Source organism: Brachybacterium timonense, from assembly GCF_900258505.1.
Lineage (GTDB): Bacteria > Actinomycetota > Actinomycetes > Actinomycetales > Dermabacteraceae > Brachybacterium > Brachybacterium timonense.
The window spans coordinates 210861-233563 of sequence record NZ_LT984895.1; the positions used below are offsets into that span (position 1 = coordinate 210861).

General features: G+C 68.5%; 16 protein-coding genes and 1 tRNA gene. 7 read left to right on the forward strand and 10 right to left on the reverse strand.

What is annotated here, in order from left to right:
- Window positions 1-134: 134 nt before the first annotated feature.
- A tRNA-Leu gene (locus C8271_RS00920) sits at window positions 135-218 on the forward strand.
- A gap of 197 nt (window positions 219-415) precedes the next feature.
- Here the strand turns inward: C8271_RS00920 and C8271_RS00925 are convergent.
- Window positions 416-964: an NYN domain-containing protein gene (locus tag C8271_RS00925; RefSeq protein WP_106505728.1), complete on the reverse strand. Its 549-nt coding sequence runs from the start codon at window positions 962-964 to the stop codon at window positions 416-418.
- Between the two features lie 33 nt (window positions 965-997).
- Between C8271_RS00925 and C8271_RS00930 the strand changes: the two genes are divergently transcribed.
- Window positions 998-1936, forward strand: coding sequence for an alpha/beta hydrolase (locus tag C8271_RS00930; RefSeq protein WP_106507776.1), 939 nt, complete (start codon window positions 998-1000; stop codon window positions 1934-1936).
- Between the two features lie 68 nt (window positions 1937-2004).
- On the opposite strand, the gene C8271_RS00935 is transcribed toward C8271_RS00930, so the two are convergent.
- Genes C8271_RS00935 through C8271_RS00950 form a run of 4 tightly spaced genes read right to left on the reverse strand, consistent with a single transcriptional unit; the run spans window position 2005 to window position 6221 of the window.
- Entirely contained in the window at window positions 2005-2892 is an 888-nt protein-coding gene (locus C8271_RS00935) for a carbohydrate ABC transporter permease (RefSeq protein ID WP_106505729.1), read from the reverse strand.
- A complete protein-coding gene (locus C8271_RS00940; RefSeq protein WP_106505730.1) occupies window positions 2889-3878 on the reverse strand; it encodes a carbohydrate ABC transporter permease in 990 nt (329 codons plus the stop codon). The genes C8271_RS00935 and C8271_RS00940 overlap by 4 nt, the downstream gene beginning before the upstream one ends.
- 2 nt (window positions 3879-3880) lie before the next feature.
- Complete coding sequence (locus C8271_RS00945) at window positions 3881-5179, reverse strand: extracellular solute-binding protein (RefSeq protein WP_106505731.1); 1299 nt, start codon at window positions 5177-5179, stop codon at window positions 3881-3883.
- Between the two features lie 40 nt (window positions 5180-5219).
- A complete protein-coding gene (locus C8271_RS00950; protein ID WP_170957751.1) occupies window positions 5220-6221 on the reverse strand; it encodes a carbohydrate kinase family protein in 1002 nt (333 codons plus the stop codon).
- Window positions 6222-6428: 207 nt separating this feature from the next.
- Between C8271_RS00950 and C8271_RS00955 the strand changes: the two genes are divergently transcribed.
- The 5 genes from C8271_RS00955 (at window position 6429) to C8271_RS00975 (ending at window position 14712) form a co-directional block, all read left to right on the forward strand.
- Window positions 6429-7253, forward strand: a complete 825-nt coding sequence (locus tag C8271_RS00955; RefSeq protein WP_106505733.1) for a DeoR/GlpR family DNA-binding transcription regulator — start codon at window positions 6429-6431, stop codon at window positions 7251-7253.
- Window positions 7250-8650, forward strand: a complete 1401-nt coding sequence (locus tag C8271_RS00960; protein WP_106505734.1) for a 6-phospho-beta-glucosidase — start codon at window positions 7250-7252, stop codon at window positions 8648-8650. Before C8271_RS00955 ends, C8271_RS00960 begins: the two co-directional genes overlap by 4 nt.
- A gap of 11 nt (window positions 8651-8661) precedes the next feature.
- Entirely contained in the window at window positions 8662-11823 is a 3162-nt protein-coding gene (locus C8271_RS00965) for an alpha-mannosidase (protein ID WP_106505735.1), read from the forward strand.
- Window positions 11820-12848 carry an alkaline phosphatase family protein gene (locus tag C8271_RS00970; protein ID WP_106505736.1) on the forward strand — a complete coding sequence of 343 codons (1029 nt, stop codon included), beginning with the start codon at window positions 11820-11822 and terminating at the stop codon, window positions 12846-12848. Before C8271_RS00965 ends, C8271_RS00970 begins: the two co-directional genes overlap by 4 nt.
- A 79-nt stretch (window positions 12849-12927) precedes the next feature.
- Complete coding sequence (locus tag C8271_RS00975) at window positions 12928-14712, forward strand: protein adenylyltransferase SelO (protein ID WP_170957752.1); 1785 nt, start codon at window positions 12928-12930, stop codon at window positions 14710-14712.
- Window positions 14713-14808: 96 nt separating this feature from the next.
- Here the strand turns inward: C8271_RS00975 and C8271_RS00980 are convergent, their stop codons facing one another.
- The 5 genes from C8271_RS00980 to C8271_RS01000 all read right to left on the reverse strand — a co-directional run bounded on the left by C8271_RS00980 (window position 14809) and on the right by C8271_RS01000 (window position 22637).
- The gene (locus C8271_RS00980; RefSeq protein WP_106505737.1) at window positions 14809-15726 is read right to left on the reverse strand and encodes an anchored repeat-type ABC transporter permease subunit; all 918 of its coding nucleotides are present in this window, start codon (window positions 15724-15726) and stop codon (window positions 14809-14811) included.
- A gap of 123 nt (window positions 15727-15849) precedes the next feature.
- Window positions 15850-16638 carry an anchored repeat-type ABC transporter ATP-binding subunit gene (locus tag C8271_RS00985; RefSeq protein ID WP_106505738.1) on the reverse strand — a complete coding sequence of 263 codons (789 nt, stop codon included), beginning with the start codon at window positions 16636-16638 and terminating at the stop codon, window positions 15850-15852.
- The gene (locus C8271_RS00990) at window positions 16635-17714 is read right to left on the reverse strand and encodes a choice-of-anchor M domain-containing protein (RefSeq protein ID WP_106505739.1); all 1080 of its coding nucleotides are present in this window, start codon (window positions 17712-17714) and stop codon (window positions 16635-16637) included. Before C8271_RS00990 ends, C8271_RS00985 begins: the two co-directional genes overlap by 4 nt.
- 22 nt (window positions 17715-17736) lie before the next feature.
- On the reverse strand, window positions 17737-19182 hold the full coding sequence (locus tag C8271_RS00995) for an anchored repeat ABC transporter, substrate-binding protein (protein WP_212591310.1): 1446 nt from the start codon (window positions 19180-19182) through the stop codon (window positions 17737-17739).
- Window positions 19183-19307: 125 nt separating this feature from the next.
- Window positions 19308-22637 (reverse strand): choice-of-anchor M domain-containing protein, encoded by a 3330-nt coding sequence (locus tag C8271_RS01000; RefSeq protein ID WP_106505741.1) that lies wholly within the window; start codon window positions 22635-22637, stop codon window positions 19308-19310.
- Between the last annotated feature and the right edge of the window lie 66 nt (window positions 22638-22703).

Genomic DNA, 22703 nt, shown 5'->3' on the forward strand with positions numbered 1-22703 from the left:
ATGCAGGATCCGTGAGTATCTCGCCGACCCCTCTGTGCGCAAGGTCGCACTGTTCTGAGTTGGGCAGGCGGTGCGAGGCGCGGTAGGCTTGCGGAGCCTTCGATCTCGGTGATCAATCCCGGTGTCGAAAGCATGCGCGAGTGGCGGAATAGGCAGACGCGCACGGTTCAGGTCCGTGTGCCCGTGAGGGCGTGGGGGTTCAACTCCCCCCTCGCGCACCCGAGGATTCAGCCCCTCACCTACGGTGATACCGGTCAGGTGAGGGGCTGAACCATGTCAGGGGTCGCGACGGCAGGGAATCGTTGCCGGGCGTAGCGAGGCGTTCAGGGCAGGCACTCGCGGCGGCCCGCCATGATTCACACGCGGGCCCCGCCCTGTGTCCTTGTAGCTATGCGACTGATCCGTCGGCCTTTACTCAGAGGAACTCGTACGGGTCGAAGGCGTCGATGTCGATGATTCGCACGCGCGGCAGCGCCTTCATGAACGCACCGGCATCGTGCTCGAGGTCGAACATCTCAATGCCGGGCACCGCCCGCAGCTCGGTGGCGAAGAACTCCTGGAACCCCACCAGCGCGACGCGACGCGTCGGATCTTCCGCCAGGGCCCGCATCTGCGGCGCGAAGTCCGCGTCGTGGCTGACGAGCATGACGTCGTCAGCGCGTTCGATCAGAGCTTCGGCGGTGCGCTGGATCGCGATGTCGACCACCTTGCCGCTTCCGCGCAGCGGGATCGGCCGATAGTCCATCGCCAGCAACGCCTGCACGAACCCCACCGGCAAGGAGTCCTCGACGGCCAGGAAGAACAGGCCCTTCGTCGGCTGCTGCCAGCGGCTCTGCGCCATCTCCAGCAGCTTGGGCCACCGTGGCCGCTCCTCCGGATGGGGCTTACGACCCAGCACTGACCCGCCCAGGGTGGCGTCGATGTTCTCCCCGTCGACCAGCAGGTACGTGGTGCGTTCACTCATGCCATGACCCTACTGCGGTCCTACGATGGCGACATGTTCCCGCGCCGATCCGCCGTGCCCCGATCTGCCCGTGATGCTGCAAGGACCCGATGCCCATCTGCCCGAGCCGCCGTGGGCGTGGCAGGAGCTGGAGCGGTTGCGGGTGCAGCAGCGCTGACGATCGCCCATGTCGCGGCGCGAGCCATCAGCGGTCCGTTCCACCCCGCTCTTGCGTTCGACTTCACGCCCTTCGAGGTGCGGGTCCCTCAGCATGAGCTGGCTCTCACAGCGGCCGACGGGTCTCGTCTTGCCGCCTGGTGGATGCCGTCGCCTGGAGCGACACGCACTGTGATCCTGTGCCATGGGCACCGTGGGTCACGTGCCCAGTTGCTCGGCATCGGTCCCGGACTCATGCGTCACGGGATGAACGCGCTGCTGCTGGGCTTTCGCGGGTCGGCCGGCTGTGGCGATGGTCCGCAGTCGCTGGCGTGGTACGAGCAGCAGGACCTGCGCGCCGCGATCGACTATGTGCATCGCGAACGCCCCGATGATGAGATCAGCGTGGTCGGCTACTCCATGGGTGCGGCGGTTGCCCTGATGGTCGCCGCAACCGACGAGCGCGTTGCCACGGTGGTGGCGGACTCGTCCTTCGCGGACATGCGTGGAGTGATCACCGCGGCTGCTGCCTCGCATGCACGAGGTCTTCCGGTGGGTCCATTGGTTTCGCTCACCGATGCGGTGACGCAGCGGCGCTACGGTTACGCCTTCGACCAGGTGCGGCCGGTGGACGTCGTGGACCGAATACCACCGCGGCCGTTGCTGCTGATCCACGGCGATCGGGACAGCGTGGTTCCCGTCAGCCACCTGCACGATCTCGCTGCAGCCGCCCCGCAGGCCGAGGTGTGGGAGCTCCCGGGCGTGGACCACTGCGGCGCCTATTTCACCGATCGCGAGGGGTACATCGCGCGCGTCGCCGATTTCCTGCAGTGCTGACGTACAGGCGCGCCCCGCCCGGTCCTGTGAGGGAGCCGAACGGGGCGAGCGTGCCGGGCATGGAGTGCTTACTTCAGCGCACCATCTGTGATGCCCGCGATGAACTGCTTCGCGCCGAGGGCGAAGACGATCAGCAGAGGCACCACCGCGATCAGCGCGCTCATCATGAGCATGCCGTAGTCCTGGCCGTGCGCCGTCTGCAGCTGCGACAGCACCACCTGCAGCGTGAGCCGGTCGGGGTTATTCAGCACGATCAACGGCCACATGAAGTCATTCCACGCGCCGATGAACGAGAAGATCCCCAGGAAGGCCAGAGCCGGTCGGGCCGACGGCAGTGCCACGTGCCAGTACTGGCGGAAGAAACCGCAGCCGTCGAGGGTTGCGGCCTCCAGCAGCTCAGTCTGTACCGAGTTCTGGAAGTACTGACGCAGCCAGAAGATGCCGAAGGCACCGGCCAACGACGGCACGATCACGGCCTGCAGCTCACCCACCCAGCCCAGTTTCGTCATCAGCAGGAACTGCGGGATGGTGGCCAGCTGGGCGGGCAGCATGAACGTGGCCATCACGATGGTGAACAGCACGTTCTTGCCAGGGAAGTCGAACTTCGCGAAGGCGAATGCTGCCAGCGAGTCGATCAGCAGCACCAGGACCATCACGGACGTGGCCACGAAGAACGTGTTCCCCATCGCGGCGAACACGTTGACCGTGTCCATGACGGTCCGGAAGTTCTCCATGAACCGGTCGCCGGGAAGCAGCGGTGGCGGGAACTCGTAGATCGCTGCTGAGCGGTGGGTCGACAGGATGAACATCCAGTAGAACGGGAACGCGGAGATAAGCGCCCCGATGATCAGCAGCAGATGACGGATAACCCGGGGGATGCGGTGCCGCAGGGGCGTGCGATGACGTTCGCCCTGCAGGACAACGCTCTTTCGTGAGGTGGCGTGGGTGGTGGTCATCGCTTCCGCTCCCTCATAACGCCCCAGTTGATGATCGAGAAGAGGATCACGAAGAACATCACGCCCCAGGCGATCGTCGCGCCGTAGCCGTAGCGGTTCTCCTGGAAGGCCACTGAATAGAAGTACAGCACCATGGTCAGACCCGAGTTCCCGACGCCGCCGGCGCTGGATGCGCCACCGCCGTGGGACGAGGTCATCACCTGAGACTCGGTGAAGCTCTGCAGCGACCCGATCGTGGACATCACGGTGATGAACAAGATGATCGGGCGCAGCAGCGGCAGGGTGATGGAGAAGAACGTGCGGAAGGGCCCCGCCCCGTCGATCTGCGCAGCTTCGTACACCTGCTTATCGATGGCCTGCAGACCCGCCAGGATGATCAGGGCGTTGTAGCCCACGAAGCTCCAGGTGGACAGCGATGCGATGGCCACCTTGATGCCCCACTCGGATTGCAGCCAGCGCACCGAGTCCAGTCCCACGACGTTCAGCAGCGCGTTCGCGATGCCGAAGTTCGAGGAGAAGATCGATCCGAACAGGATGCCCATCGCGACCAGCGACGTGATGTTCGGGACCAGGTAGGCCACCCGATAGGTGGTGGAAAAGCGCACCGTGCTGTTCAGCATGAGCGCCACGATCGTGGCCAAGGTAAGGCACGGGATCGTGGACATCGCCCACAGGATGAGCGTGTTCGTGAAGGACTTCCAGAACAGCGGATCCTCGATGAGGTACCGGAAGTTCTCCAGGCCGATGATCTGGAAATCACCGATGCCACGCCAGTTCGTGAACGCCAAGAACATGGTGAACGCGATCGGCATGAGGCTGAAGACGCCGAACAGGATGAAGTAGGGCGCGAGCGCCGCATAGGGGCGGAGGGCGCGACGGCCCGACAGCCGGATCAGCCCCGGCTCGACTCGGCGGCGACCGCCGCCCCGCGCTGCCGCTGAGGCGGCGGGGGCGGCAGTCCCGTGTTGCTGACCGACTGCGGACATCGTCAGGCCACCGTGATGCCGTTCTGCTTCGCCAGTCGCTCAGCCTCCTTGACGGCGTCGCTCCAGGCCTGCTCGGGATCCTTGCCGCTGGCCTCGACCAGCTCGAGTTCGGCGGCAAACGGGGCGGAGATGGTGCCGTCCATCGGATCCTCGAAGATTGGGCGGACATGCTCACCGGCGGTGGCGAAGACCTCACCGGCCCTCTGATTGCCCAGGAACTCGACCTCACCGGTGACGCGATCATCTTTCTGCGCCTCGAGATTCGCGGGGAAGTTCCCGGAGTGGACGAACTCCACAGCCTGGTTCTCCCCGTTGAGGATCTGCAGGATGATCTTGAAGGCCTCTTCGTGGTTCTCACCCTTGGCGGGGATGCCCAGGAAGGAGCCGCCCTGGTTGGTGGCGTCGCCGGGGTGGGTGGCAACGTGCCACTTGCCGGAGGTGTCCGGGGCGTCCACCATGAGGTCCGCCAGATGCCAGGAGGCGCCCGGATCCGCAGGCAGTTTGCCGGCGGAGACGGCGGCAGCAGAGTCGGGCGTCTGGGACTGCAGGGCGGCGTTGATACCGGCCTTCTGCATCTTCACGACGGTGTCCCAGGCGTTGCGGACATGCTCGCCCGAGCCGATGAAGTTCTTGTCCTCGTCGATGAAGCCCTGCCCGGACTGGCGCTGAATGATGCCGAAAACGCCCGCGAGGTTGCGGACCATGAAGATCTCGGGGTCACCGGCCTGGAGCTTCTTGCCGTACTCGATGTAGGCGTCCCAGGTGGTCAGCTCCTTGCTCACCTCGTCGGGGTCCGCTGGCAGGCCATGCTGCTCGAAGGTGTCGAAGCGGTAGAAGAGCGCGGTGGGGCCGATGTCGATCGGGATGCCCAGCTGCTTGCCGTCAGTGGTGGTGGCTTGGTCCCACTTCCAGTCGACGTACTTGCTCTTGTGGTCGGCAGCCCCCAGGTCGTTGAGGTCCACGAAGAACTCGGGGACGGTGGCGAAATGCGCGATGTCCTCGCCCTTGATGCCGGTCAGGGCGGGCAGGCCGGAGCCAGCCTGGAGGGTGGTCTGCAGCTTCTGCTTGAAGTCGCCACCCTGGATCACCTGGCTGAAGTTGGCATCAGGGAATGCCTTCTTGACGTCCTCGACGATCGCGTCGTCGAAGCCTTCGGGCCAGTACCACAGGGCGAGGCCCTTGCCACCGCCACCTGAGCCGCCGGAGTTTCCGGAGCCGGTCGAGCAGGCGGAGAGGAATGCCAGGGAACCGGCGACAGCGCCGAGCCCGAGGGCAGACCGACGGGACAGTGTGTATTTCATGGGGGTTCCTCCGGGGTGTGGAGTGAGTGGGGGCGAAGGATCAGTCAGAGGTGGACGGTGAGGGGGCCTGGGCCAGTGCGGAGAGCGGCTCTGCGCAGACCAGACCGTGCGTGCGTGCAAGCGTGGCGAGCTGGGGAAGCGTGGGGGTGCGGCCCGGGCCGTGGACGGCGGCGGCTCGCCCGGTCGCGGCCAGGGCGGCGGCCTCAAGCGCATCGCGCAAGTCAAGACCGTGGCCCAGCAGGGTGATCAGGGCGGCACCGAAGGTGTCTCCCGCGCCGGTTGGATCCACGGGGCCCAGGTCCTGTGCCGGCAGTGTGATCTCGGTGCCCGCGGCGGCATCGATACCGATCAGACCGTCTCCGCCACAGGTCACAACAGTCAGGGGAACGATCGTGGAGAGTTCCCGAGCTGCCTGTAGCGGGGTGTCTGTGCGGGTATAAGCCATAGCCTCCACGGCATTAGGTAGGAAGCCGTAGCAGCAGGAGAGATGGCGCAGGACAGCCCGGTCCCACTGCTCAGTTGGATCCCAGCCGACGTCGGCGAAGATCCGGGATCCTGCGTTATGGGCGCGTTCCAGCCAGGGCATATCCGCCAGGCCGATGTGTACGGCGATAGCGCGTGCCGGCAGCGTGTCGAGATCGGGCTGAATCTGTTCATGGGGGGCGGTCCCGCCGGTAACCAGCGCGCGCTCGCCGTCATAGGCCAGGGCTGCGGTGATCTGCAGGTCGTGATCGGGTGCGGCGATCAGTCCGCGGGTATCCACGCCGCGCGCGGTCAGAATCGTGGCGGCGAGGTCGGCAGCTGGCCCCGTGCCTGTGTGTGCGCTCACGCCCGCGCGGGCACCCAGTGCGGCTGCGGCGAGGGCGAAGTTGGCGATGCCGCCGGGCACCAGGTCAACGCGGCCGGTGAAAATCTCCTGGCCCAGTGCAGGGGCAGAGGGCAGGGGGCCGTACAGCACGTCGAGGAACAGTTCGCCGACGGCCAGGAGATCCAGCGCGCCCGTGGGCAGCGGGGTGCTCTGCCGAGTGGCGGCGGTGTCCATGGATCCTCCGATCCCGCGAGGCGCGCGTGCGGTGCGGCGATGCGTGCAGCACTCAGTGTGCGCGGATGATCGTAAAAGGTCAAGAATGGATGTTGTGGGAGGGAAATCGAGTCCGCGGGCGGGGATTGAGGACTCGTTTCCCATTAGGATGATCGCCAATGATCGTGAATGTTGCTTCGTGCTGGGGAGGCGGACTAGGCTGGTGACGTGATCCGTGCCGCACGCTTCCGCGCCGTCGAGCAATTGCTCGCCGAACGGTCCGTCGTGTCCACGCAGCAGTTGGCCGATGAGCTCGGCGTCTCACTCGTCACCGTTCGCCGGGACCTCGACACCCTCGCCTCCCAGGGCCGGATCGAGCGTGTTTTCGGCGGTGCCCGGCTGCCGGCAGGTGCGACCGTGGGCCGCGCCGACGCCGTCGGCCCCGATTCGCTGGGCGCCCGCGACACGGAGCGGCCAGATGAACCGTTCGCCCAGGTCCTCGAGCGCAATCAGGAGGCCAAGCGCCAGATCGCGGCCCGTGCCGCACAGCTCGTGGCCGACGGCGAAACCGTGTTCATCGACATTGGCACCACCGCCTACGAACTTGCACGCGCTCTGCAGCGTCGTCACCTCACCGTCGTGACCGCATCGCTCGGCGTGGTGGACCTGCTCGGGGAGGATGACGGCATCGACCTCGTTCTCTTGGGCGGCGAGTACAACAGCGAATACCGCTGCACCCACGGCAGCCACGTGGCCGACTCGCTCAGCGCACTGCAGATTGACCGCGCCTTCCTGGGCTGCGCCGGCGTGAGCGACCGCGGGTTGATCCGCGATACCGACACACGCCAGGCCGCCGTCAAGCAGGCCACCTTGCGCGTGGCCGGCTCCACCGCACTGCTGGCCGCAGCCGACAAGTTCCCCGGCACTGGCGCCTTCACCGCCGGCAGCCTCGCACACGTCGATCACCTGGTCACCGACCTCGACGCATCCTCGATCCACGCTCACTTGGGCTCCGCAGTGGAGTCCTCATCCACGGAGGTGCTCCACACATGAAGCTCGCACTGCTGGGCGGCGGCGGATTCCGCGTACCCCTCGTGTACCGGACCCTGCTGCGTGACCGCTCGGAAGGCCGCATCACGCAGCTGCGCCTGCATGACGAGGATCCGCGGCGTCTGGCCGCGATGCAGAAGGTCCTCGCCGCCATGGCCGACGGAGATCCCGAAGCACCCGAGGTCGTGCTGTGCGAGACGCTCGAAGATGCGGCACGCAGCGCCGACTTCGTGTTCTCCGCGATCCGCGTGGGCGGCACTGCCGGTCGTGCCCGCGATGAACAGATCGCCCACCGCCTGGGCGTGCTGGGCCAGGAGACCACCGGTTTCGGCGGCATCAGCTACGCGCTGCGCGGCATCCCCGTGGCCCTCGACCTGGCCACGCGGCTGCGCGACGCCAACCCCGACGCCTGGCTGATCAACTTCACCAACCCCGCCGGCATGATCACCGAGGCCACCTCCGCCATCCTGGGCGATCGCGTGATCGGCATCTGCGACTCCCCGATCGGGCTGGCCCGCCGCGCCCTGACGGCACTGGAGTCCGACGGGCTGGTGCCCGCAGGCACCACTGCGGATGTGGGCACCGGCAGCGGAGACGTCCGCCTGGACTATGCAGGCCTGAACCACCTGGGCTGGCTGCGCGGCATCGACGTGGACGGCACCGATGTGCTGCCCCAGCTGCTGGCCCGGCCGGACCTGCTCGAGCGCTTCGAAGAGGGCCGTCTCTTCGGCGCCCCCTGGCTGCAGACCCTGGGCTGCGTGCCCAATGAGTACCTGCACTACTACTACTACGCGCGCGAGACCGTAGCCGCCGACGACGCTGCGGAAGCCACCCGAGGCGTGTTCCTCGAGCAGCAGCAGCGCGACTTCTATGTCCGCGCTGGCGAGATGGAGCCGAGCCAGGCCGCCGAGCTGTGGGAGCAGACCCGCCGCAGCCGCGAGGAGACCTACATGGCCACCAACCGCGATGCCGCGGGCGGTATGGACCGTGACGAGGAGGACCTTGAATCCGGTGGCTACGACAAGGTGGCCCTCGCGATCATGCACGCCATCGCCCATGATCGCCCCGCCCAGCTGATCCTGAACGTCGCGAACCGCTCCGGCGGGGGAGAGCGGTCCATCGCCGCCCTGCCCGATGACGCTGTCGTGGAGGTGCCCTGCATGGTCGATGCCTCCGGCCCGCACCGCCTGCCCGTCTCCGATGTGCCCGACCATGGCCGTGGCCTGATCACCACGGTCAAGCACGTCGAGCGCACCACGATCCGTGCCGCGGTCGAGGGGTCACGCGATCTCGCGATCGAAGCGCTTGCGCTGCACCCGCTGATCGACGGCGTCGGCGTGGCCCGTCAGCTGCTGGACGCCACCATTCAGGAGTTCCCGGAGCTCGCCTACCTGCGCTGAGAAGGAGCGTCGTGCATCTCGACGAAGCCCGCATCCTCGCCCGCATCGACCGTCTGCAGCGAGAGCGGATCGCTCCGGAGGCCTTCCGCGAGCTCGCCGCGCTCACGGTGTCCGCGTGGCAGGTGCCCGGTGATGGTGAACCCGTGCCGGTTGCCGACGCGCTCGCGGCCGAGCACACGCCGGTGACGCTTCCGCAACGCTGGGGCCGGGCCTGGTCCACCTGGTGGTTCCGCCTCGAGGGCATGATGCCGGAGGGGTCCGGGTGCGGTCCCGTGCTGCTGGAAGCAGACCTCGGATTCGTCGACGACTGGCCAGGTAATCAGTGCGAGGGCATGCTGTATGCCGCCGACGGCACCGCGCTGAAGGCCATCAACTCCCGTAACCGCCGCTACCGCCTGCAGGCCGAAGCTGGCGAGGACCTGCGTTTTCACCTCGAGGCGGCTGCCAACCCAGACATGATGGCCGGCGGGACCACCCCCACCGAGCTGGGCGACCGACTCACCGCCGGACCCGAACCTGTCTACGAACTGCGCACCGCCCGGATCGTTGAACGGGACGACGAGGTGTGGGGTCTGTGGCACGACATCGACGTGCTGCGCGGCCTCGCCCCCGAGCTACCAGCCGATTCGACCCGTCGGGCCCGCATTCTGGTGGGTCTCGACGACGCCGCCGACGCCCTGGACCTGCGCGATGTGCCGGGAACAGCCGCATCCGCGCGCGCCGTGCTCGCACCACTGCTGGCGGCGCCCGCAGATGCCTCCGCACAGCAGATCACCGCGATCGGGCATGCGCACATCGACTCCGCCTGGCTGTGGCCGGTGCGGGAGACGATCCGGAAGGTGGCCCGCACCTTCGCGAACGTCGACGTACTGATGGAGGAGTACCCCGAGTTCACGTTCACCGCCACAAGCGCTCAGCAGTACGCGTGGCTGAAGGCGTCCCGGCCCGATGTGTACGAGCGGGTGCGCCAGCGCATCGCGGAGGGTCGCTGGCATCCCTCCGGCGGCATGTGGGTGGAATCCGATGCCACGATGCCCGGCGGTGAGGCGATGATCCGCCAGTTCACCCAGGGCATCCGTTTCTTCCGTGACGAGTTCGGTGTGCGCTCACGCACCCTGTGGTTGCCGGACTCCTTCGGGTACTCGGCTGCGCTGCCGCAGATCGCTGTGCAACTGGGGCTGGAGTACTTCCTCACCCAGAAGATCTCCTGGTCGAAGACGAACCGCTACCCGCACACCACATTCTGGTGGGAAGGGATCGACGGCAGTCGACTGCTAGCCCACTATCCGCCCGTGGACTGCTACGACTCCATGCTCACCGCCGATGAGATCGCGACAGCGGAGCGCGGCCACCGCGACAAGGCCCGCACCGGCCACCAGGTGATCCCCTACGGCTATGGCGATGGCGGCGGCGGACCCACCGCCACCATGGTCGAACGTGCACGCCGACGCCGCGACCTCGAAGGCTCCGCACACATCACGCCCGGCGACCCCGACGGGTTCTTCGACGCCGCCCGCGAGGACTACGGTGCGCTCGCCCCGACGTACCGCGGCGAGCTGTACCTCGAGTTCCACCGCGGGATCTTCACCTCACAGCTGGAGATGAAACAGGGCAACCGTGCCTGTGAGCATGCCCTGCGCACCGTCGAGCTGGTATGGGCGATGGTCACGGCCCGTGGACGGGGCACGCTGGACCAGGAGCGGCTGGACCGTCTGTGGCAGCGCACCCTGCTGCTGCAGTTCCACGACATCCTGCCCGGCTCCTCGATCGCCTGGGTCCATCGCGAGGCGCGTGATGACCATGCCGCGATCCTCGCGGCCTGCGACGAGCTCGCCGAGGAGGGCCTGCAGCTGCTAGGGGATTCGACGACTCGCGGCGTGCTGAACCCGGCCGGCCATGACCGGATCGCGGTGGTCACGGTCGAGGGCGAGCCCCGCCCTGTGCAGGTGCCCGGCTCCTTCCTGGGCGCCCTGCCTGCTCAGCAGCCCGAGGGCCTTACTCCCGTGCACAGCGGCACCGACGGCGATCAGATCGTGCTCGACAACGGCCTCGTGCGTGTACACGTGGGCTCGGACGGCACGCTGACGTCGGTGCGTGACCTCCAGCGCGATCGTGAGCTGATCCCCGCCGGGGCCAGCGCCAATCAGCTGCAGATGTTCGAGGATCTGCCCAACGAATTCGACGCCTGGGATGTGGACCGCCACTACCGCGGCAACGCCCGCCCCGACCTGGTGGGCACCCCCACCCGCTGCGAGCTCACCGAGAGCGGGCCGTGGCGCGCCGTGATCACCATCGAGCGGATGCTCGGCGCGTCGCCGACCACCCAGACGATCACCCTCGATGCGGGTTCACGCCGCGTGGACTTCGGAATCGACGTCGACTGGCGCGAGCGCGAGACCCTGCTGAAAGCAGCGTTCCCGCTGGCCATTCATGCCCGCGAGACCCTGGCTGAAACGCAGTTCGGGCACGTGGCCAGGCCGCTGCACGAGAACACCAGCTGGGAGTTCGCCCGCTTCGAAACCGTCATGCACCGCTGGGTGCTTGCCGCCGAACCGGGGTGCGGCGCCGCCCTCATCACCGACTCCACCTACGGCTACGACGCCTTGCCGTGGCCGGGGCAGAACGCCGCTGCCACCTCCGGAACGCTACTGCGGCTGAGCCTGATGCGCGGGCCGAACTGGCCTGATCCGCGTGCGGATCTGTCCCGTCGGCGCCTGAGCTACTCCCTGCTCGTGGATGCGGATCCTGAGGCGGCCACCCGTGCAGGACAGGAGCTGAACCTGCCGCTGCGCCTGCTCGAGCAGGCACCGGCGCAGCCCACGTCCGTGCTGAGCCTGGACGGTCACGGCATCACCCTCGAGGCGGTGCTCCCGGCCCATGACGGCAGTGGCGATCTCGTGGCCCGCCTGTATGAGACGACCGGTGGCACCTCGAACGCCCGACTGCACCTGCACGGCGGGGCGCAGTGGATCCGCGAGGTCGACCCGCTCGAAGAGCAGGTCACCGACCCGCTGATCAACCTGCCTGAGCCGACCCAGACAGCCGTCGAGATGAACCCAGACGCTCCGGCCGCCCCGTCGGCGGCAACACGTGGACCGATCACCGTCGTCGATCTCGAGCTGTGTCCTTTCCAGATTCTCACCCTGCGCTGGCGACCGGAGGTTCCCGCATGAAACTACTGCTGATCGGCCTGGACGGTGTGCGCCTGGACATCGCCGTGCCCGCCGCGATGACGGCCCATCCGGGATTCGCTGAGCCTGACCACCCCGCTGACCCCCGGTTCGCTGCGGGCCCGCGCCCCGAGGATGCACCGGACATGCCTGAGCCGACGGACCAGCCTGCGGCCCCGACCCTGGAGCGGCTGTGGCGGGGCGGCGCGATCCTGCCGGTGTGGATGACCCCACCCACCGATTCGGGTCCCGGCTGGTCCGCTCTGCTCACCGGCACCGGTCACGAGCAGAACAACGTGTGGTGGAACGAATTCGTGGGCCACCGCCTGGCCCGCACACCCGATCTGCTCACCCGTATCTGGGCGGCGAACCCGCAGGCCCGCACGTACGCGGCGGCGTCCTGGGATGCGCTCGTGGATCCGGGTGGCCCGGGTCCTGCGATCCAGCAGCGCCCCGACCAGCAGGTGGGTGGCCAGCACCAGATCTTCCACGCTCCCGACACCACCGACGGTGTCGCCGCGGCCGATCGACGCGTGACCGCTCACGCCACCTGGGTGCTGAACCATGAGGGCCCTGATGCCGCCTTCGTGTACATCGGGGGTGTCGACGAAGCCGGGCATGATCACGGTGCCGCCTCCCCGCACTACCGCGAGGCGATCAGCACGGCCGACGAGCATGTGCGTCGCCTGGTCAAAGCCGTGTCCGAGCGCTACGAGCAGCTCGGTGAGGAATGGCTGATCGCGGTGACCACCGATCACGGGCACAAACCCGAGGGCGGCCACGGTGATGACGAGGTCGACGTGCGCCGTTCCTTCCTGGTGCTGCATCGGGTGGGCCCGGACAGGGCCGACGGATGGGCACGTGACGCCGTGGCAGACCGCGGCCCGCTGCGCGCCGAACAGGTGGCGCCGCTGCTGCTGGACCTGCTGGGCGTGCGCGTCGGCAGCTGGGACCCGGCCCATCCCGTGGGGGAGCGCACCGATATCCCGTCCGTCGGCCCCACCCGGGACCTGCGCTACGAATGGTGATCCCGCGGTGCATCGCGCCGGCCCGGCATGAACCGGGCCATGCACGCGCGGCAAGGCGCCCACATGCCACAGTGGGGGCGTGAGCACCCCACCCCTGCAGCGCACCTATGCGGCAGCCGTCCCTGAGCTGTCCACACCCCACCACGCTGATCGGCCGCCGCAGCCGCAGATCGTGCAGCTGAACGAGCAGCTCGCCCAGGAGCTCGGTCTCGACGTGGACTGGCTGCACAGCCCCGCAGGTATCGCCCTGCTCACCGGGCAGCTCGACGCCGACGGCCGCCCGCTGGATCCCCAGCGGGAGCCGGAACGCTCCTCTGCAGAACCTCGCCCCGTAGAACGCGGCGCCGCAGTGTCAGCAGACGCCACCGACGCTTCCGCATCAGCCACGGCGTTCACCACCGCCCAGGCCTATGCCGGCCACCAGTTCGGGCAGCCCGCACCCGTGCTCGGCGACGGTCGTGCCGTGCTACTGGGAGAGCTCATCGACACCCACGGGCAACGTCAGGACCTGCACCTCAAGGGCTGCGGCCGCACCCCGTTCTCCCGGCCCGGTTCCGATGGGAAAGCACCGCTCGGTCCGATGCTGCGCGAGCTCGTGATCGGCGAGTCCCTGCACGCCCTGCGCGTACCCACCTCCCGCATCCTCGCGGTGCTCACCACCGGTGAGCGGATCCGTCCTCGACGTGGCGTGACCCCCGAGCGCGGGGCACTCGCCGTGCGCGTTGCCGCCAGTCACCTGCGTGTGGGCACCGTGCAGTACGCGGCCTGGCACCACGGGCCCGCAGTGATTCGCGCCGTCGTCGATCAGGCGATCACGCGCCACCACGCGGCTGCAGCCGAAGCTGACGATCCGTCTCTGGCCCTGCTGGACGCGGTCGTGGGCGCTCAGGCTCGACTCGTCGCGACCTGGATGCTGACCGGGTTCGTGCACGGTGTGATGAACACCGACAACATGACCCTGTCCGGGCAGAGCATCGACCACGGCCCCTGCGCCTTCCTCGATGCGCATCGCAGCGACGCGGTGTTCAGCTCGATCGACACCGGTGGCCGGTACGCCTACGGCGCACAGCCGCAGATCGCCCTGTGGAACCTGTCCCGCCTGGCAGAAGCCCTCCTGTCCACGATCGGCCGCCCGGGACTGAATGACCCGGCTACCGCCGCCGACGGCCAGGCCCCGGGCGCACGCCCTCAGCCTTCCCCGGCCGACGGCGAGCCGCCCTCACGTGACAGTGAACCGGACGCCCAGGCGATCGAGCGATCCATCGAACAGGCCACCGCGGTACTGGAGCACTTCGCGCCGCGATACCGGGCGGCCTGGATCCAGGGCATGGCAGCGAAGCTGGGCCTGCCCGACCCGGGCCTCGACCGTGGGGCCGCCGACGCCATCGAGGCGCTTGGCGTCGACCTGCTGCAGATGATGGAGACCCACGGGCTCGACCACACAGCGACCTTCCGTGCGCTCGCTGACCAGGAACAGAACGCGACAGCCGACGACGCGGACGCGACCGATGCCAACCCAGGTAGAACCCATGCTGATCGTGACAGCACGGGCATCACCACCCCAGGCGGCACCTCCGCCCTGCCTGATGTACTGCACGGCTGGCTCGAGCGCCTGCGCGCCCAGCGCGGCACAGGGCCTCAGGCCGACGCAGCACGCGCAGCCATGACCGCGGTGAACCCGGTGTACATCCCGCGTGCTGCGCACCTCGACGCCGCATTGCGCGCCGCCGAGCTGGGTGATCTCGCCCCCGTGGAGCGTCTGCTCGAGGCTGTGCGCTCCCCCTTCAGCCACCGCCCCGACCTGGCCGATCTGGAGCTCCCGCCCCCGGATGCGCCGCCCACCGTCACCTTCTGCGGCACCTGACCACGGGGTTGCCCGAGCGTCAGGGATCCGCGGCGTGAGGGTGTTTACAGGGAGGCTCCTTCTCGGGGATGCCCGAGCGTCGGGGAGCCGCGACCCTCAGTCGGCCTGCGCGCCGACGTGCTCGTCGGGCGTGCCGTTGTGCATGCGCCCACCACGTGCACGTCGCCCGCGCAGTGAGGACAGCACCCCGTGGCGGGGGCTCGCCACCCAGGCCAGCACGAAGCCGGCTGTGGAGACCAGCACCACGGTGCCGCCTGTGGGCAGATCCAGCGCCCAGGACAGGTAGATCCCCACGATCGCTGCAGCCGCACCGCTCGCTGCGGCCAGAGCCATCATCGGCACCACCCGTTCAGTGAGCAGCCGCGCTGTTGCCGCGGGCGTCACCAACAGGGCGAGCACGAGAACGTTGCCGATCGTCTGGATGCTCATCACCACCGCGAGCGTCACCAGCACGCTGAGCATCACGTCGAGCGCCAGCACAGGCAGGCCGATCGCGGCCGCGTAGCCGCGGTCCATGCCCACGGCCACCAGGTCGCGGTGCAGCAGGGCGAGCAACGCCAGGATGCCCGCGGCGAACAAGGCAGAGAGCAGCACGGTGCGGTCGGGGATGCCGGTGATCGAACCGAACAGGAACGACTGCAGCGATCCCGCATACCCGGGGGCTCGGGACATGATCACGATGCCCAGGGCGAATGCCGCCACGAAGAACACCCCGATCACGCTGTCCTCCCGCAGCCGTCGGTGCTGCCCCACCACCGCGATGAGCACAGCCGTGACCACACCGGCCACCACACCGCCCAGCAGCAGCGAGCCCTGCAGCACGAACGCCACAGCGATTCCGGGGAACACCGCATGCGCCACGGCGTCACCGATGAAGGTCATGCCGCGCAGCACGACATGCGTGCCCACCACGCCGCACACCACGGCGCTGACAACGCAGACGAACAGTGCTTTCGGCAGGAACAGCAGGAGTGGATTGGTGAGGTCCTGCAGGAAGTCCAGGGGAGTGAGCATGAGTCCTTCTGGGGATGGAAACGAACGGTGGCCGACGGGGCATGCAGGCGGTGCACCACCTGGGGCGGGCGCCTGCAGCCGGACATGGGGGCGGGCCGGCCGGAGTCGGGGGCGGAGAAGAGGTCAGGCTGCAGCACGCACCATGCGCAGCAGCGGCGAGGCCGGGGAGACGTCGAAGGTGCGCATCCAGATATCGGCCTCGCGCAACGCCTCCGGTGGCCCGTCGGCCACCACTGTGCGGTTCAGAAGCGTGACCCGGTGGGCGATATCGAGGGCGTGCGTGAGGTCGTGCGTGGACATCAGCACGGCAACGCCCTGCGCGGCGAGACGTTCGAACAGCCGGGACAGCAGTTCCTGGGATGGCATATCGAGGCCGGTGAACGGCTCGTCGAGCACGAGCGCGCGCGGCTGCTGTGCGAGCGCCCGAGCGATGAGAACTCGCTGCCGCTGCCCACCGGACATCTCGCCCACGGGGCGATCCTTGAGATCCTCCAGTTCCACTGTCCTCAGCGCCCGGGCCACCGCCCGATAGTGGTCGGCTGACGGGCCACGCCAGCGGCTGATCCCGCGCACGGGCCCGAGCAGCACGACGTCGGCGGCGGTCACGGGAAAATCCCAGTCCATGTCGGTGCGCTGCGGCACGTAGCCGATGCCGCCGCGGCGTTCGACCCGCCCGGCGGTGGTGGACTGCAGGCCCAGCAGGGTGCGCACCAGGGTGGTCTTCCCGGCGCCGTTGGGGCCGAGCAGCGTGTGGATCGTCCCGGCCCGGACGGTGATATCCACGTGGTCGAGCACCTGGCGTCCGCCCAAGGTGACGCAGATGCCGTGGGCTGCCAGCGGTGCCGGCGACTCATCCCGTGGGGTGTCCGGGGACGCCGAGATGGTGGCTGGAGTCCGTTCCTGCACGCTCATGCCTGCGGATCCGAGTCGTCCCAGGCCGCGGCGCGTGCCGAGGCAGATCGGCGACGCTGCACCACGGCCGCGCCACCACCGACCACTGCTGCTGCTGCAGCGATGCCGCCCGCGATCAGAAGCGTGCCGGAGCCGCCTGCGTCCTGGTCATCATCGCCCTCCGCCCCAGCGGACGATGATCCGTCGGCGGCAGCGTTCGCGCCCCCGGCGCCGCCGTCGGAAGCGCCGCCGGGATCCGATGCCCCCTGCGTGCCGGTATCTGCCGCGCCGAGGCGGGCCTGCGGCCCAGTCCCGTCGGCCCAGGTCTCCTCGAGCGCGAGCTGCGGGTCGGTGTCGGTGCCGATGGCGAAACGCAGCGTGGTCGATGCAGCGACGCGCGAGCCGTCCTGGTGCTCACCCTCGATCTCCAGATCGACCAGGTAGACACCGGGTTTCGTGAATACCCAGTTCGCATGCGTGTGGGTGTTCATCTCGACGAACACCTCTTGCGGTTCCGTGACTGCCGGATCCACGAGAACCTCCGGCGGCGCGAAGTTGCCGGGCTGCAGGAACAGGCTCACCTGGCCGGGGCCCTGGGCGCTGTGGAAGCGCAGACGCACGCCGCGCAGATCCTGGGCCACCACCGCCGGATCCTGCGTGTTCCAGCCCAGCCACACCACGCCCGGCACCTCGACCTGCGGTACCGACCAGACACGGTCTCCACCGGCAGCACCGGTGAAGGCGTACTCCTCGCCCTCGGGCAGCTCCAGCGCGCCTTCGTCGACCACCCGCATCACGACATCCTCAGGGCGGCGCCACACAGGCGGGTTCGCGGTGTCATCGCGGGCGCAGGCAGTCCATTCGCCATCCAGCAGCAGCGGACCGAGGTCCACGTGACCGCGTTCGAGCACGGCATGTTCGCCCTCGATGACCTGCTCGTCGGAGCTGACAGTCTGCTCCAGGTTCGGGTCCTCCGGCGGTTCGGTCTCGGCACGCGCTGGGCCAGCTGTCGTGGTCGCTGCGCTGACGGCAGACAGGGTGAGGGCGCCGCCCAGCAGGGTGCGGCGCCGTAGCACGGGAAGGGAGGTGGGGGTCATGCAAGGCTCCTGGGGTTTCGGATCAGAGGCGGTCGTGGCGCCCGGCGGGGGTGCCGCCGAGGCAGCGGGCCAGCGAGTCGGCGTTGGCGCGGATGAGAGTCGCGTAGTCGGTGACGTGACGGGTGAAGGAATCGCCCCAGATCGAGCAGACCTGGACGTCAGCGAGCTGCGCGGCGTCCCGCAGCGAATCAGCGGTGCGGCCAGCGGTGCCCTCGACGAACACGGCTGGCACCTTGAGGTCACGCAGGGTATTGGCGAGGCGCCGACGGTCCGCGATCGACGGCTCTTGGCCGGGTGACGGGGACACGGTTCCAGCGATCTCCATCCCGTAGCGGGACGCGAGATAGCCGTAGGCGTCGTGCGTGGTGACCAGGTCGCGATGCTCCTCGGGGATGGATTCGATTGCCGCCGTCATATACGCGTCGACGCTGTCGAGCTCGCGCAGGTAGTCCGCAGCGCGCTGGGAGTAGCCGGTACGATGCTCGGGATCCAGCTCGATGAGATGATCACGGATCACCTCGACGTAGGCCTGCGCGTTGGTGACGTCCTGCCACAGGTGCGGGTCGATCTCGCCGTGCACGTGGCGGCCGAGCACCGCCTGCGGTAGCTGGTAGACATCCGATCCGGGCTTCGCGATGAAGCGGAAAGCGGGATCGGAGGGCACCGGCAGCAGGCTCCGCGGCGGCACATGGATGACGACCTCGTCCAGGCCCAGCAGCTGCGGCCCGTCGGGCGAGTCCACCCGCAGGGCGAGGCGACCGTCCGCGAAGTCCGCCGTGATGTCGGCGTGACCGGCGTCGATCACGCGTCGGTCCTTCAGCTCCGGAATGGAGTGCGGATCGGTACCGACCGCGAGCACGACCGTGCCGCGCAAGCGTGGACCGGATCCCTCGGCGCGAGAGGCCTCCAGGGTCATCCGCTGCACCCCGGCCTCCGTGAACGCCCAGCTGACGTGTGTGTGGGCATCCTGGGGGAGGAGGGTCTCGTCGGAGTCGTCGGTTCCGTCGGAGGAGTCGAACAGGCTCTGCGGTTGCCCGAAGGTGCCGGTCACGTAGCCGTGCAGGGCGCCTGGCCCTGCCGCGTCGGTCATGCGCAACCGGGTCTGAGCGGCGCGATCCTTGGGCGCCGACGGGTCTTCGATCACGCGTAGCCCGAGCCACACCGACTCCAGGGATCGGTTCTCCACCAGCGGGATGATCTCGGCACCGCGCGTCGAGGCCTCTTCGGCCAGCGCCAGATGGTCGACGCCCGGGGCGAGGTTCGCGTCGATGGTGCGGATCAGAGACTGCTCTTCGAGCATGAGGTAGTTCGACAGCGCGAGATCTGCGTACGCGATGTCCCGAGCCGCTCGGGGAGACGGCTCGAAGGAATGTGGATCCGCGCCGTCGGGGACGAGGCTCGTGACGACGGCGTCGTCACCGGCGACGTTCCGGGCGAGGTCGGCGAGGATCCCGGTTGTCGTGATCACCCGCGGACGGGGATCGCCGCCGGCACCACTGGTGGTGCCGGGCAGGACGATCCCCGCCGCGAGGGCCGCCGCCGCGACGCACGCGATCAGCGCGCGCCGGGCGACGGCACGGTTCCCCCTGACTGTCACGCGATGCGCCGGCGCAGCATGGCCAGACCGCCGCCGAAGGCGATCAAGCTCAGGGCGACCAGGCCGAAGCCTGACGCGTCCGTGCCGGTGCGGGCCATCTGCCCCGCAGCGCCGCCGACGAGCTCGCACGGCTCACCCGCTTCGGTGCGGCCCACGACCTCCTTGACCATCGCCTTGCCGTCCTCGACGAACACCTGGCCGGGCTTCGCCTGGTCTCGGGTGACGGTGATCTTCGACAGGTCCGCCTTCGCAGGGTCGACGGGCTTCGTGGGCTTCGACTCGGCCTGGGACTCGCCCTTCGAGGCCGAGAACCACTTCTGGCCGACGACCTGGCCGAAGTTGCCGCTGGAGAAGACACCGACGTTGCCGGGGCCCTTCACGGAGACCAGCTCCATCGTGAGCTCACCGGTGGTGCCCGAGACGATCGAGTCGTGCATCGAGTTCGCGCCGAGCCACGGCACACCGTTGACCTGCGTGGACCCGATCATCCACACGTCCTGCCCCGCGGGGGCGACGAACTCAATACCGGCTGGGGCCTTCGCCTTCCCGGCGTCACCCACCGCGAAGGTCAACGACGAGGGCGAGACCCAGGTCGGGGGAGCAGAACGGTCATCCTTGATGGAGCCGACGAGCTTTCCGCCCTGGAGCTGAGCACCGAAGTCGAAGTGGCCATTGCTGATGCCCGACGCACCCGGACCGACCCTGAAGGTCAGTGTCGAGTTCGCGGAAGCGGTGTCGCCGTTCGTGGTCTTCACACTCTGGCGGATGGTCACCCGGTAGGTGCCGGGCGCTGAGAACACCCAGTTCGGGTGGACGTGGGTGGACTTCGGCACGGTGTAGGAGCCGCTCACCTTATGGGCGCCTCCGCCACCGCCGCCGCTCTCGGTGTTTCCACCGTTCAGGGCGGCGGAGAGCTCCTCAGCGCTGGCTGCACGGACCTCCTCGACGGGGCGGCAGACAGCCTCGGAGGGGCCCGGAAGCGAGCCACCCAGGCTCACGGAACCGTCGCCCGAACCGTCGGCGCTACCAGCCAAGTCGGAGCCGTCGGCCCCTGCACCGTTGTCCTCATCCGCGCCACCGGTGCTGTTATCGCCGGAGTCGGACCCGCCGGAGCCCTCGGTGCCTGCGCCAGAACCGTCGGTGGTGTCGTCGGCCTTGCCGCGGAAGGCATCGCCCACGGTGAAGGTGTAGGTCTGCGGCTCGGTAGCCACCTGTGTCCCGTTCTTGGTGCCCGTGGCGCGGGCCGTCACGGTGTACACACCGGGCTTGGTGAACGCCCAGTTCGCGTGGGTGTGCGCCGGGTAGGCCTGACGACGCACCGCACCGGCCGTCAGGTGGGTCGCACCCTTCTCGAGGACGGGCTCCATCGCACCGAAGGAATCGGTGCCGAAGAGGTGGATCTCGCCTGGCCCCTTCACGTCGGTGATCTCGATATCGATCGACGGATCGATGCCGCCGCCACGGGCCTCCAGGGTGTTCCAACCGGGCCAGAGAACATCCGGGTTCTGGCTCTGCGGGAGGTACCAGGCCTCACCGGCGGCCGGCCAGCCCTCCGGGATCTGGGTACGAGCAGCATCCTTGACGTGCAACTCGACATCCTTGGGCTGGTGATGCACGTGCTCACCGGTGACGTCCTCCGTGAGGTCGAGCGTCAGCGCACCGTCCTGCTGGCCGACGTTGAAGACGTCGGTGTGGCCCTGGTCCAGGATCAGACGCTCGCTGGCGGGAGCCTCGCCGTCCGCACCCGGGTTGGGGTTCTCGGGAGCCGGGTCAGCAGGAGCGGGCTGCTCAGGGGCAGGGTCCTCCGGTGTCGCGATCTCGCCCGTCCCGTTGCAGGATGCCTTCGCGGCTTCGTCACCGACAGCGAAGCGCGCCTCGAAGCTGCCGTAGCGGCTGCCGCCGTTCTTGCCCTGTGCATGGAAGGTGAAGGTCACGGTGTACTCGCCGGGCTGGCTGAAGAACATCGCGCGGTGGGTGTGGGTCGGATCCTTCAGGACGATCGACTTCTCTGCGCCATCCTTGCTCGACAGATCCACGGAGAACGCAGAGGAGCGCGAGTCGTAGTGGCCCACGGCCACCTGGCCGTTCTTCGGGCCGACGACGTCGTCCATCGTGATCGCGACGGACTCGAGCTCGGAGTAGTCGAGCTTCTCGGTGGAGAAGCCCGGCCAGGGAAGGTACTCATCCTGAGCCTCGGGCAACTGGTACGCGAGAGCAGAGCCCAGCGCATCGTGCAGCGCCGTGGTCGCGCCGGTGTCAGCGATGTCGGTCCGCGCAGCGTCAGGAACCAGCAGCGTCGGCTGGCCGCTGGTGAGGCGCAGCTTCTCCCCGTCCGGAGAGTCCCAGGTCATGTGGGTGTCCAGCACGCCATTGCTGGCGAGCGCGGCACCGATGTCGAGGTGGCCGGCCGCGATGGGGCGGCACTCGCCGTCCGCAGGAGCGGGCTCTTCAGGAGCGGGCTCTTCAGGAGCGGGTTCTTCAGGGGCCGGCTGCTCAGGGGCCGGCTGCTCGGGAGCGGGCTGCTCAGGAGCCTCATCGCCATTCCAGCCCTCCGGCAGATCCGCCACCGGCTCGGTCATGTTCACGTGCGGGTAGGTGCCGCGGGGCAGACCCACCTGCTCATCGGTGCCCACGAGCCAGGAGACGGTGCGCTCGGGGGAGACCAGCTCCTCGCCGTCGACCGTGGTGGCGTGCACCTTCCACCGGGTGTCGTACGTACCGGCTTCGGTAAAGGCCCACGCGTAGTGGCCATGAGCGCCTGCGTACAGCTCGGTGGTGCGCAGCTTCGGGTCAGTGGAGGACAGCGTGCGCACAACGCCCTCAAGCTCGTTGCGGTAGACCTCCATGTTTCCGGGGCCGTCGACCCCGGTCAGCTCGAGGCGGATCGAATCCTGCTTGATGTTCTTGGGGAACTCGCCGGCGCCGAGTCCGGCCCACACCGGCGGCCATCCCCAGTACAGGTCCTGCGGCGCGCTCCAGACCACCGAGCCGGGCTCACCGATGAAGGAGTGCGCTTCGTCGACGATCATGCGCGAGACCTCGCGGCCTTCGTCGTCGGCATCGGGCGCGAGACGGATCGCGACCTCGTCAGCGGGGCGCGTCTCCTGGCCGTCGACGACGAGCAGATCGGGGTGGCCGTCGACCCACCCCGCATGGGCGGCGTCGACGTGCTTGCGGAAGAGAAGCTCCTTGCTGCCATCGGGTGTGGTGACCGCTGCGGCCGGAGCGATGGGCAGAGCCATGCCGGCCAGGGCGATCACTGCCGCGAGCAGCAGTGGGAGCACCCGTGCGCGGTACGGCGCGCGGGCACGGAGAGAGGACTGCATCGGATCCCTTTCCAGGGTCGAGGGGTGGATGGCACGCAGACTCAGCAACGCGCATGAGAACAACTA